The sequence below is a fragment of the Actinomyces acetigenes genome, from assembly GCF_031296635.1.
Lineage (GTDB): Bacteria > Actinomycetota > Actinomycetes > Actinomycetales > Actinomycetaceae > Actinomyces > Actinomyces acetigenes.
Genome location: NZ_JASPFC010000030.1, coordinates 1 through 12,566, shown reverse-complemented (window position 1 = coordinate 12,566; position 12,566 = coordinate 1). Strand labels below are relative to the sequence as shown.

General features: G+C 70.7%; 6 protein-coding genes. 3 read left to right on the top strand and 3 right to left on the bottom strand.

The genetic code is table 11. The features are described from left to right. Positions 1 to 134 precede the first annotated feature (134 nt). Together RIV14_RS10710 and RIV14_RS10705 are read right to left on the bottom strand one after the other, a co-directional pair. A complete protein-coding gene (locus RIV14_RS10710) occupies positions 135 to 407 on the bottom strand; it encodes a type II toxin-antitoxin system RelE family toxin (RefSeq protein ID WP_075373096.1) in 273 nt (90 codons plus the stop codon). Next, a complete protein-coding gene (locus tag RIV14_RS10705; protein ID WP_075373097.1) occupies positions 404 to 664 on the bottom strand; it encodes a type II toxin-antitoxin system Phd/YefM family antitoxin in 261 nt (86 codons plus the stop codon). Before RIV14_RS10705 ends, RIV14_RS10710 begins: the two co-directional genes overlap by 4 nt. Before the next feature lie 221 nt (positions 665 to 885). Between RIV14_RS10705 and RIV14_RS10700 the strand changes: the two genes are divergently transcribed. From RIV14_RS10700 to RIV14_RS10690, 3 genes are all read left to right on the top strand, one after another. Then, positions 886 to 7,461 (top strand): DEAD/DEAH box helicase, encoded by a 6,576-nt coding sequence (locus RIV14_RS10700; protein WP_075373098.1) that lies wholly within the window; start codon positions 886 to 888, stop codon positions 7,459 to 7,461. 1 nt (position 7,462) lies between these two features. Continuing rightward, positions 7,463 to 9,949 carry a UvrD-helicase domain-containing protein gene (locus tag RIV14_RS10695; protein WP_075373099.1) on the top strand — a complete coding sequence of 829 codons (2,487 nt, stop codon included), beginning with the start codon at positions 7,463 to 7,465 and terminating at the stop codon, positions 9,947 to 9,949. A gap of 818 nt (positions 9,950 to 10,767) precedes the next feature. Further along, a complete protein-coding gene (locus tag RIV14_RS10690) occupies positions 10,768 to 10,971 on the top strand; it encodes a DUF3073 domain-containing protein (RefSeq protein ID WP_070660853.1) in 204 nt (67 codons plus the stop codon). Between the two features lie 254 nt (positions 10,972 to 11,225). Here the strand turns inward: RIV14_RS10690 and purM are convergent, their stop codons facing one another. Further along, on the bottom strand, positions 11,226 to 12,377 hold the full coding sequence (gene purM, locus RIV14_RS10685) for a phosphoribosylformylglycinamidine cyclo-ligase (protein ID WP_075373100.1): 1,152 nt from the start codon (positions 12,375 to 12,377) through the stop codon (positions 11,226 to 11,228). Between the last annotated feature and the right edge of the window lie 189 nt (positions 12,378 to 12,566).

Below are 12,566 nucleotides of genomic sequence, written 5' to 3'. Positions count from 1 at the left end.
ACAGCAGCTACCGGCCCAGGCCTTCCTGGACACCGACGGAATCACCTTGCGATCCCCACGATATGCCCAAATCGTCGTATATATGTCGCCTGCAGAGCGCTATGTCCAGATCTCTCGGACAACTGCGAGGTCTACTACCGTTGCTTTTGGAGGTGGTACACCTCGCGGCGGTAACCGACGGCGAGGATGAGACCCGCCAGTACCCCGTCATCGATCTCGTAGATGATGCGGTAGTTGCCGGTGCGCACACGCCACTCGCCCTGCCCGCCAACGAGCTTCTTGGCTCCGGCTAGGCGGGGCTCCTGGGCAAGCAGCTCAACGACAGCCTGGATCCGGCGTTGCGCATGGCCGTCCAGCTTACGTAGCTGACGGACCGCCGCCGGGCTGAACTGGATCCGGTGAGTCATGCGAGCCCGAGGTCAGCCTTGACCTCGTCCCAGGGAATGGTTCCGTGCTTTGCGATCTCAGCACGGGCGGCGTCGGCGGCCTCAATGTCCGCCAGTATCTCCGCCACCTGAGTGAGCCGCTCCAGGTCCTCGACGTCGATCACCGCGGCCACGCGGCGACCCCGGCGGGTCAGGAAGACGGGCTCATGTCTGGCGCTGGCGTCGTCGACGATTTCATCGAGCTGGCTACACGCAACAGAGACAGGCAGGTCGGGCATGACTCCAGTATGGGTGAAGGTCGCAGTTTTCACGCCTTGTCACCAAGAAGCGACTCGGGCCGCCACCTCTCCCCTCCCCTCGCTGCGGTAGCCTCGGACCAGCGGGATCACTCCCGGAACAACGACGATCCGCACGGGGTAGTGCCGGCCCCGGCAGACACCATTCCCGTACACCATTCGCCACCATCCGCTCCATCGCCCATCACCACCACGCTCCAGCTATGACGCTCCTTCTCCCTAGCCTTCAGGCCGAACGCATCCGTCGGTCCATCGTCGACTACCTCTCGACGACCTTCGCCCTCACCGACGCCGAGCCACGGCGCGTGCTCACCGACTTCCTGGAAGACGAGAAGCAGGGAGTCTTCGTCGGCCCCTTCGTCCGCCTACGCCTGCCCTACCTGGCCGCGAGCGCCCGCCCCGGCACAACCGACCCGGCCCACCCCGCCGACCGCCCCCTCGACTGGGACCCGGGCCTGACCCCCTACCAGCACCAGGAGGACTCCTACCGGCGTCTGACCACCAAGGGCGGCCACCGCCCCGAACCGACCATCGTCACCACCGGCACCGGCTCCGGTAAGACCGAGTCCTTCCTCCACCCCGTCCTCGACCACGTCCTGCGCGCCCGCGCCCAGGGAGTCACCGGCATCAAGGCCCTCATCCTCTACCCCATGAACGCCCTGGCCTCCGACCAGGCCAGCCGCCTCGCCAGCCTCATCGCCAAGGATCCCGCCCTGGCCGGCGTGCGCGCCGCCATCTACACCGGGGACTCCTCCGCCAGCCCCCGCAAGCACGTCACCGCTGACTCCCTCATCACCGACCGCTACGTCATCCGTGACAACCCGCCGGACATCCTGCTCACCAACTACAAGATGCTCGACCAGCTCCTCCTGCGCCCCGAGGACCGCGAGCTGTGGCGGGCCTCAGCCGGGTCGCTCACCTACCTGGTCCTCGATGAGTTCCACACCTACGACGGCGCCCAGGGCACCGACGTCGCCATGCTGCTGCGGCGCCTGGGCCTGACCCTGCGCGCTCACCTGCCCGCCGATCACCCCCGCCAGGAGGCCTTCGCCTCCGCCCCGCTCGGCCCCGTGTGCCCCGTGGCCACCTCCGCCACCCTCGGCGACGGCGCAGACCCCTCCCGGATGCTCGCCTTCGCCCGCGACGTCTTCGGAACCGACCTGCCCACCAGCGCCGTCGTCACCGAGACCCGCGCCGACCTCAACCAGTGGGCCGCCACACACCGCCAGGTGGCCCAGTCCAAGGGCCTGGCCGGCCGCGCCCTGCGCCTGCGCTCCCTGCCCGGTGAGAAGCTGCAGGCCCTGGCGCGCCTCGCCGAGGCCGGCTCCCCGGGCCCCGAGAAGCTGCTCCGCGGCGTCGTCGCCCACCTCTACGACCTGCCCGAGGAGGTGGAGGACACCCTGGACGCCTCCGGCCTCGCCTCTGCCCTCCAGGCCCACCCCGACGTCCTGGACCTCGTGCGTGCCGCCGAGCGCTCCACGTCGCTGGCCGACCTCGCCCGGGGCCTCCTGGGCCCCATCCCCGAGTCGGGTCTGGCCCGGTGGGTCCTCTCCGCGATCCTGGCGGCCCTGTCCGTCGTGCGCGCCGGACTCGACGGCAAACCCGACCGCAGCGCGGTCAACGTGGAGGTCACCCTGTGGATCCGGGAGGTCACCCGCGTCGACCGGGCCCTGAGCTCCCTGCCCTCCTTCCGCTGGGCCGACGCCGCCTCCGAGCAGACACAGGTCGAGGAGCCCGCACGCCCCGCCCTGTACTGCCGCTCCTGCGGGCGCTCCGGGTGGGGCATCGTCCTGGCTCCCACCGGCCAGAAGGAGAAGGACGACCAGACCCACGTGCGCCGCGACCGCAAGACCGGCGACCCCCGCTTCCGGGCCCTCCTGCACGCCCCCGGGGAGGACGCCGATTACCGCGCCCGCACCGAGGCCGGCGAGATCAACCTGGAGGCCCGACACTCCGGGCTGCGCTGGTACTCCATCAACAGCCGCGAAATCCTCACCCGCCGCCCGGCCCAGGAGAGCACCGAGGCCAAGGAGGGCCTCGTCCTGCCGGTCCTCATGCTCACCGGGGACGAGCGCAGCATCACCGAGGACTCCACCAACGACGTCTGCCCCTCCTGCGGGGCCAAGGACTCCATCCGTTTCCTCGGCTCGGCCGTCGCCACCCTCCTGTCGGTGTCCCTGACCACCCTGTTCGGCGACGACGCCCTCGACAACACCGAGAAACGCGCCCTCATCTTCACCGACTCCGTGCAGGACGCCGCCCACCGCGCCGGCTACGTCAACCAGCGCTCCCACACGATGAGCCTGCGCTCGGCCCTGCGCGGGGCGCTGCGAGCAGAGATGCCCATTGAGGAGTGGGCCGAGGCCGCCCTCGACGACGCCCAGGCCAGTGCCTTCGACCGCTACCGGCTGGTCCCCGCGGCCCTGTCTGAGCACCAGCGCTTCAAGCCCTACTGGGACCCGAAGGCCCCGGCCTCCAAGCGCAGCCGGGCCAAGCCGCACGTCCGCCGTCGGCTCCTGTTCGACATCGCCCTGGAGGTGGGTCTCCAGTCCACCTACGGGCGCACCCTGGAGGCCACCGGCTCGGTCACCGTCCACGTCAGCGCCGGGCGCGCCAACGCCCTGGTGGCCCTGGCCCGTCAGGCCCTCGGCACCGACCAGCAGGGCGTCCTCGACGGCTTCAAGGACACCAGCGACGCGGCCCTGCTCGCCTGGGTGCGCGGCACCCTGGAGCACATGCGCCGCGAGGGCGCCATCGACCACGAGTGGCTCTCGCACTACAAGCGCGACGACGGCAAGCGCCTGTGGATCTGGTACAAGCGCGACCGTAATCAGGGCCAGCCTGCCTTCCCCACCGGGCGCGCCGCCCCGGCCTTCCCCCAGGTTGGCGGCGGCCTCGACACCCGCAAGTCGGCCTTCACGCCAGTGGGCTCCTCGAAGTCCTGGTATGCCACCTGGGCCCGTAAGTGCCTGGGGGTCGTGCCCACCCACGCCTCCCGCCTGGCCTGCGCGCTCCTGGCCCATTTGGCCGAGGCCGGGATCCTCAGCGTCACCACCACCGACTCCGGCGGCACCGTCTACGGGCTGCCGGCCGGCCGCGTCGTCGTCTCCCCGCTGCGTGAGACCACGCGCGAGTCCCTGCTCCTGGTGTGCGACACCTGCCGCACCCAGCTGCCCGCCGCCATCGCCACCGTCGACCAGCTCGACAGCGCCCCCTGCCTGGCCGCCACCTGCCCCGGCCACCTGAGGGCCCAGCCGCAACCGGCCGAGAGCTTTTACCGCAGCATGTACGCCGGGGCTCACGTGCGCCGGGTCGACTCCCATGAGCACACCTCCCTGCTCGACGCCAAGGAGCGCGCCGACGTCGAGACCGGGTTCAAGCGCCCCACGCAGGTGCCCGGTGACCCCAACGTCCTCGTGGCCACCCCCACCCTGGAGATGGGTATCGACATCGGGGACCTGTCCACCGTCATGCTCGGTTCCCTGCCGGCCACCGTTGCCTCCTACGTGCAGCGGGTGGGCCGCGCGGGCCGCCGCAGCGGCTCGGCACTCGCCCTGGCCTACGTGCCCGGCAGGCGCAGCCAGCTCCCGATCCTCGACGCCCCGGATCGGCTGCTCAACGGCTCTGTCGCGCCGCCGTCGACCTACCTGGGGGCCGAGGAGATCCTGCGCCGCCAGTTCCTGGCCTCCGTCATCGACACCCTCGCCCGCGAGAACCACCCGGCCATCCCCTCCGGCGGCCACGGCGGCGGCACCGCGAAGACCGCCCTGGGGGCCACCGGCGAGGGCTCGCTCATCACCACACTGTGCGAGCGGATCGAGCGCGACGGCGCCCTGCTGGCTCAGGCCTTCACCGCCGCCTTCCAGGAGCGCACGCCGGCGCTCGACCGCCTGAGCGCCTGGGTGACCCAGGACGCCGGCGCCGGGCCCCGCGAGATGCTCCAGCGCGCCGCCGCCGAGCACCGCGCCGAGTCCGAGCAGCTCCACCGCCAGGAGCGCCAGATCCGTGACGCCCTGCCCGAGCTCAAGGTCGCCGCCGAGCGCCCCAACGCCACCGAGGAGGACAAGCGGGCCCATCGCGCCGCCGAAGGAGCCCGGAAGGCCGCCGAGTCCCGGATCTTCGACCTGGATCGTGAGCACTGGGTCTCGGCCCTGGAGCGCCACGGCATCCTGCCCAACTACACCCTCATCGACGACTCCGTGCGCCTGTCCGCCCGCGTCTCCTGGCGCGACCCGGACGACGATGAGTTCCACTCCGAGCCCTGCGACGTCGATCGAGCCTCCGTCCACGCCCTGCACGAGTTCGCCCCCGGCGCCACCTTCTACACCCGCGGCCTGGAGATGGAGATCGAGGGCATTGACGCCTCCGACCTCAACAACCAGGCCCAGTGGTGGTTCTGCTGCAAGGCCTGCGGCTACATCGACGTGCGCGAGCCGCAGGAGACCCGGCCCGCAGCGCCCACGGAGTGCCCCAGGTGCCGTGACACCGACATTGCCGAGGTTGGACGTGCCCGGCGGGTCCTGCGCCTGAGCCGGGTCTTCGCTGACGTCTCCCAGGACGACGCTCACATCGGGGACTCCAGCGACGAGCGGCTCCGCACCCACTTCGAGGTCCTGCCCCTGGCCGACTTCGACCCCACCCGCGCAGTGCGCCAGTGGAACGTGGAGGCCTCCGGGTTCGGGGTGACCCGCTACCGTGGCATGAACCTGCGCTGGCTCAACACCGGGCGGCCCCTGGCCGGCCAGAGCGTCGACCGGGTCTCCGGCAACGCCCTCTCCTCGCGGGACTTCCGCCTGTGCGAGGCCTGCGGCAAGCTCGACACGGACACCCGGGCCTCCTCCGCCCGCGAGCACCGACCCTGGTGCCGCTACCGCAGCGACTCCGCCGAGCACGTGATCGCCGTCGACCTCATGCGCGAGCTGAGCACTGAGGCACTCGCCTTCGTCCTGCCTCTCGGTTTCGCCACCGACCGGGTGGGGGTGGACTCGCTGGCCTCCGCGATCCTCCTGGGGCTGGAGATCACCACCGGCGGCTCACCCGACCACCTGGGCATCGCCTCTGTCCCCCACCCCGTGGCCGGCGGCGCCCCCGGCGAGACCCGCCCCGCCCTCCTGCTGCACGACACCGTGCCCGGGGGCACCGGATACCTCACCGACCATGACGACTCCAGCCGCCTCTGGAACCTCCTCATCCGCACCGGCCAGCACCTGGAGAACTGCCCGTGCCGCGCCGAGGGCAAGGACATGTGCCCGGACTGCCTGCGGCCCCATGCCGTCTCCGCAGAAGTCACCCGCGCTGCGGCCCTGCACGCCATCGGCCAGCTCCTGGGACGGGAGAACAACAGCGCCCAGGACACCGAAGGCATGTTCGCCGAGCTCGACCCAGAGCTCCCCCAGTGGACAGTCACCGACGAGGCCGTGCGCGCCGGCACCGGGGAGAGCCCCCTGGAGGTGCGCTTCCGCGCCGCACTCGCCGAGCTCCTGAGCAAGCAGATGGCCGTGCGCACCACCAGCGACCCCTCGGGCGCGCCCGCGTTGGAGATCGACGGGGGCCGCTGGCGGATCCGTCCCCAGCTCGACGCCCGCGGCACCCGCCCCGACTTCACCTGCCTGCGCCCCGGCGGCCACAGTCCCATCGCCATCTTCACCGACGGCCTCCGCTACCACGCCAGTCGCAAGAACAACCGTCTCGCCGACGACGCCGACAAACGTGCACGCCTGCGCGCCGCCGGCTACCGGGTCATCTCCGTCAGCGTGGAGGACCTGGACGGGCCGTGGAACCCGGCCTGGCTGAATGAGGACACCGTCGCCAAGCTCAAGAACGGCTACCTGGGGGCCTCGCGCGCCGGCGGCGTCACCGACCCGGCCATTGACGCCTGGCGCGGCGGGCCAATGGCGCTGCTGGAGACGATGCTCAGCGATGACACGGAGGACCCCGAGACCAGTCCGACCACCGCCGCCCTGGCGGCTCTGGCCGACTCCGCCTGGGGGCCGCTCATCGTCGGTGTCTGCCACCACTTACCCTTAAGCAGGACCGCCTCCCTGCAGTGCTCCCCGGTCCCAGAGAGTGATTCCGAGGAGGACACCAGACGAACCATGGTGGATCCGCTGTGGGAAGCGTTGCGTGTACTGCGGCCTGAGGCCGAGCTGCCCGAGCCGGCTGGTGCTGCTGATGCCGCAGGCGCTCCTGCGGCGTCGAAGCACTCCGGTTCGGTCTTCGCCATCCCCCACCTTGCCCTGGCGGTCCAGCTCACCGGCGCCTCCACCACGGGGATGGCCCTCGTGCTGGACGACTCCGATGAGGCCCTGGGGACTCCCGAGCACCCGGAGGCCTGGCTGGCCTGGCTACGGCTCAGCAACGTGCTCGCCCTGGCCCAGGCGCCCGTGGACATCACCACGACCAGCCGGGCCCTGGCCGAGCTGCGAGCCCGCGCCCAGGCTGAGGTCGCTGTGGCGGATGTCGCCGGCAGCCCGGCCGCCATGAGCGATCTCGGTTGGGACGACGTCGACCAGGACCTCACCCCCGAGCCGATCCTCACCCTTCTGCCCCACCTGGCTGCGGCCGGCCTCCCCCACGAGGGCGACGGCGTCGAGGTCGGCGGCATCATGACGGACCTGTCCTGGGCCGCGCCCAAGGTTGCTGTCCTCGCCGAGCCGCAGGACGGCGACGAGGAGGCCCTGACCGCGGCCGGCTGGCGCGTCATCGTCACCGGCGACGATCCGGCCCGCACCGCCACCGATATCTGCGCGCTCATCCCCGAGCTCCTGGAAGGACACTGACATGGCCACGATCCTGTTGCCCAGCAGCAAGACGAAGGACGCCACCACCAAGGACCCCTCCCTCAGGGCGAAGATCGGGCCGTTCATTACCAAGCTGTCCACCATGACCACGAGCTCGGGGCTGCACCTGGAGCCGATTCGTGGATCGCGGGACCGGCGTGTGCGCACCGCGCGCGTCACCGACTTCTACCGGGCCGTCCTGTTCGAGCTCACCGCCGACGGCGAGGTCGTCTACGTCATCCACGGCATCTGGCCACACGACGAGGCCATCAAGATTGCCGAATCCGTCACCGTCCACGTCAACCCCCGCAACGGCATCACCGAGGTCGTCAACGTCGGGGACCTCATCGGCCTGGATCCCCGTACCGTTGAGGAGGCGCGGCGCACAGCCCAGGCCGAGCTCGCCGCCGCCCAGCGCGAGGCCGACGAGCTCGCCCGCGAGACGGCCCGCATCCAGGCCGCCAACGCTGAGGCACGCCGTCGCAACGAGGAAGCCGCCCAAGGAGCCGACGCCGCCTCCGCGCCCACCCAGGCACCTGGCGAGCCGGTTGATACGGGGAGCCACCGGGGCGAAGGCGGAGCGGTTGCCGGAACGGCGGCCGGGGCCGCCAGTGTGCCGGGCGCCGTCGTCGTTCCCAGCCGGGACCAGGCACCGGTGTGGCCCGACGGACTCACCGTGGAGATGCTGCACGACGAGCTCGGCATTGACGTCCGACTCGGCGCAGCGGCACTGGCGGCGCAGCGAGAGTCCCAGCTCCTCGACCTGGCCTCCACCGCCCGAGTCGCCTGGCAGGGTGAGGCACTGCTCAACCTGGCCACGGGGGCGACGATCGAGGAGATCCGTGAGGACTTCGGGCTGCGGCCCTCGCGAGACGTCGCCGCAGAGCCCACCGACGCCGACCTCATCGCCGGTCTGCGTACTCGCGCGGCCCGCTTGACCTTCACCTGGTTGGAAAGTGACGAGGACCTGCGTCGCGCCATCGAGGGGCTCAGCTTCGCCGAGTGGCAGCTCTTCCTGCACCCCCAGCAGCGGGCCCTCGTGGAGCGGCGCGCGAACGGCCCCATGCGTGTCTCGGGCGGCGCCGGAACCGGGAAGACCGTCATCGCCGTGCACCGCGCCGTCGAGCTGGCCAAGCGGGACAAGACTGACGGGCAGGAGCCACGAATCCTGCTGACAACCTACACGCGCAACCTCGCCGACGACCTGCGCCGCCAGATCGCCCAGCTCGAGCCACGGCTGCCCTTCACCGAGAAGCTGAGCGAGCCCGGAGTCATGGTCAGCGGCCTGGACCGGGTGGCACGCATGATCCTCCAGCAGGCCGGGGCCAAGATCTCCCCCATCGCCCAGGAGGTCATCGGCCAGCCGCGCGGGCGAGTACTCACCTACCCCAGAGAGAACGTGTGGCAGGAGGTCCTCACCCTCATGGGCGATGAGCTGCCCGAGCGGCTGCGCTCCGCCGACTTCCTGGAGTCCGAGTACGAGCTGATCGTGCTGCCCCAGCGCGTGACGACTCTCAAGCAGTACCTGCGCGTACGCCGCCCCGGGCGGGGCGTGGCCCTGGACCGGTCCAAGCGGGCCGCCGTGTGGAAGGCGATGGAGCGCTACCGGGACCGCAGCGCCGACCTGGGCGTGACTTCCTTTGATGAACAGCTCGCCCTGGCCGCCGCCTGGCTCGATCATAAGGCAGCCCTCGGCATACCCCGACCCTTCCGGCACGTGCTCGTCGATGAGGCGCAGGACCTCACGCCCGCTCACCTGCAGCTGCTGCGGGCGCTGGTGGAACCTGGCCCGGATGACCTGTTCCTGGCTGAGGACTCCCACCAGCGTATCTACGGCAAGAAGATCACGCTGAGCCACTACGGGATCCAGGTGCGCGGGAGGTCGCGGCGGCTGACGCGCAACTACCGCACCACCCGTCAGAACCTCGATGTCGCCTTCGGGATCCTCGATCCCGGCACCTATAAAGACATGGAGGGGCAGGCAGAGGAGCATCACTACGTCTCACCGCGCTCCGGGCCCGAGCCGCTGCTGCTGCACGCCACTGACCGCGCCGATGAGCTGAGCAAGGCCGCTGAGCTGCTGACGGTGTGGCTGGAGCAGGACCGAGACAGTGAGGACAGCGCCCCGGAGAGCATCGCCATCCTCGTGCGTGACCGCTACCAGCGCGACGCCGTCGTCAATGGTCTGGCGCAGCACGGGATAGAGGTGCGCGCCGTGGACCGGGAGGCGGCCGGTCGGGGCAGGCCAGTGGTCATGACGATGCACCGTGCCAAGGGCCTGGAGTTCCGCAAGGTGCTGCTCTTCGACGTCTCGATCAACGCGATCCCTCGACCACTGCGGGACCAGCAGTACTCCGACGCAGACGGCGACGATGCCCTCCTGCGGGAGCGTTCCTTGCTGTACGTGGCTGCGACCCGCGCCCGGGACCAGCTCGCCATCTCCTGGAGTGGTGAGGCCAGCCCCCTCATCACCGCCCTCGTGCCGTAGGCCACTGCCCCTAGGGAACCCTCCGGCACGTCAGCGCACGGTCCTCTCGCGGGCTCCACCCCCGCCTCCTAGCACCACAGACTCACCGACCCACGACAGCACCCCAGATCCCGAGCCACCGCCGAAGCCGACTCACCAGCCACCACATCACGACGCACACCCTGATCAAACCAATCCCCAGACACATAACACCCCTCCACGAGTGGTGCATCCACCACCAGAACCCACCCCTCATCGGCGTCAAAGTGTCCAAATGGGACGACTATGACGCCACAGCCTGCAAGATCCGTTCGTATATGCGCAGGTCAGGGTGATTCGACTTCATCCAGCCCGCTCGCAGCGGCTTCAAAGTCGTCCCATTTGGACAAAATCTGCCCCCCCTCCCACGGCACCTCCTCGCGGCCGGAACGGACGAGACCAGTGCCGACGAGCAAAGCGCACCCGTGCGTCCGTCAGGCCCACCGCGTACGCCCCCGGCGAAGTGCCGGACCCGCCCGCCGGGCAGCCCCCGCCCCTTCCTAGGAGTGCCCGAGCCAGCAGCCCCACGGCCCGAGAATCCCCACCTCTCTGGAGGAACGTCGGGCCGACATTGGGCAGCATCCGCAGGCTCACTGAGGGCCTCTCGAAGGCCCCCTGGGCAATCGCTATGCGGCTCTCGGACCCACTGCCCAGCATGTGGGGTGTGCGTCACCACGACTCTCCTCCGGTGTCCGAATGGTGTTCGTGACCATTGACGTTGTACGGTTGCCCCACGACATATTTGACCAGGAAGAGCGCGCCCACGTGCGCGCCGTGACACGTTGGAGGGGGTCGAGCCTATGGGGCGCGGCCGTCAGAAGGCCAAGGCAACCAAGGTTGCCCGTAAGCTCAAGTACTTCAGCCCGGAGACCGATTACAAGGCTCTGGAGCGGGAGCTCGTCTCAGCGTCCTCGGGATCCGAGTCTGACGACGAGATCGACTACGAGGAGCTGGCCGCCAAGTATGCCGTCGACGACGATGACTGGGACGAGGACGGCAAGTAGCCCACCCCGAGGGCCGGAGGAACGCACCTGCCGGCCCTTCCGCACGCCTAAGAACGCGCGCGTCGAGGCCGTCGGGCAGCCATCTGTGTCACTCTCGGCGACTTTTCACTCCCGAACCGAATCACCTGTGTCGCATCGACCCAGGTCAGGGCGGTGCTGCCCGGACCCATCGCTCCAGAACCGGCCCAGTGGGGATTGAATAGTCGCCATCCGTGACACCTCACGGCTCGAACGCCCCGCTGGGCGTTCGCGGCTCAGGCGGTGTAGGTGCCGTGAATGTCGACCGCGCCCCCGTCGACGCCCTTCGTGCAGGCGACCACCCGCCCCCGGGCCTCGTACTTGCCGGCCTCATGCACCTCTCCCAGCACCCAGGCGGGGATGTTGGAGCCCTCGGCGACCCGCAGGACGGCATCGACCACGCCCGGGTCAACAACGGCGACCATCCCCACGCCCAGGTTGAGGGTACCCTCGAGGTCCTCCCACGGCACCGAGCCGAGCTCGCGCACGGTGGTAAAGACCGGCGGCACCGTCCAGGAGGAGCGGTCGACGTCGGCGATGAGCCCGGCCGGCAGGACCCGGGCGACGTTGGCGGCCAGCCCCCCACCGGTGATGTGGGACAGGGCGTGGACCGGTGCTGGGGCGGCCGGCGAGGACAGGGTCTCCAGCATGGCCAGGCACACGCGGGTGTACAGGCGCGTGGGCTCGAGCAGCTCCTGGCCCAGGGTGCGGCCAAACTCGGGGACCTCACGCTCCAGGCCCCAGCCGGCGTGCTCGATGACGCGGCGCACCAGGGAGTAGCCGTTGGAGTGCAGGCCGGAGGAGCCCAGGGCGACCAGGACGTCGCCGGCACGCACCTTCTCAGCCCCAAGCATCCGGTCGGCCTCGACGACGCCGGTGGCGGCCCCGGCGACGTCGTACTCGTCGGGGGCCATGAGGCCGGGGTGCTCGGCGGTCTCCCCACCCAGCAGCGGGGTGCCGATGGCGGCGCAGGTCTGGGCGATGCCGCGCACGATGTCGGCGATCCGCTCGGGGACGACGTGCCCGCAGGCGATGTAGTCGGTCATGAGCAGGGGGCGGGCCCCGACCACGACGATGTCGTCGACGACCATGCCCACCAGGTCCTGGCCGATGGTGTCGTGGATGTCGAGAGCCTGGGCGATGGCGACCTTGGTGCCCACGCCGTCGGTGGAGGTTGCCAGCAGGGGGCGGCGGTAGTCGCGCAGGGCGGAGACGTCCACGAGCCCGGCGAAGCCCCCGACGCCGCCGACGACGGCCGGGGTCATGGTGGAGGCCACGGCGTCCTTCATGAGCGCGACGGCCCGGTCCCCGGCGGCGGTGTCCACGCCGGCGTCGGCGTAAGTGATGGCGGGGGCGGGCTGCTCAGGCTGCTCGGGCTGCTGGGTCATGGTGGGGCTCCTTGTGGACTCGGGTCGAAGGTGCGGTGGTGGGCGGACGGGGCGAGGGCGGAACGGGTGGCCGGTGCGCATCGCCGACGGCGGAACGGGTGGACTCCGGCGGACCGGGCCAGCCGGCCGGGGCGCGGCAGGCGCCGGGGCCCGGGCTAGGTCGTTGACCCCAGGGGGCTGCCGGAGGCC

What these genes read in the sequence shown, in the direction of transcription:
- RIV14_RS10710 (WP_075373096.1), bottom strand. Translation starts at nt 407, where the DNA reads ATGACTCACCGGATCCAGTTCAGCCCGGCGGCGGTCCGTCAGCTACGT.
- RIV14_RS10705 (WP_075373097.1), bottom strand. Translation starts at nt 664, where the DNA reads ATGCCCGACCTGCCTGTCTCTGTTGCGTGTAGCCAGCTCGATGAAATC.
- RIV14_RS10700 (WP_075373098.1), top strand. Translation starts at nt 886, where the DNA reads ATGACGCTCCTTCTCCCTAGCCTTCAGGCCGAACGCATCCGTCGGTCC.
- RIV14_RS10695 (WP_075373099.1), top strand. Translation starts at nt 7,463, where the DNA reads ATGGCCACGATCCTGTTGCCCAGCAGCAAGACGAAGGACGCCACCACC.
- RIV14_RS10690 (WP_070660853.1), top strand. Translation starts at nt 10,768, where the DNA reads ATGGGGCGCGGCCGTCAGAAGGCCAAGGCAACCAAGGTTGCCCGTAAG.
- purM (WP_075373100.1), bottom strand. Translation starts at nt 12,377, where the DNA reads ATGACCCAGCAGCCCGAGCAGCCTGAGCAGCCCGCCCCCGCCATCACT.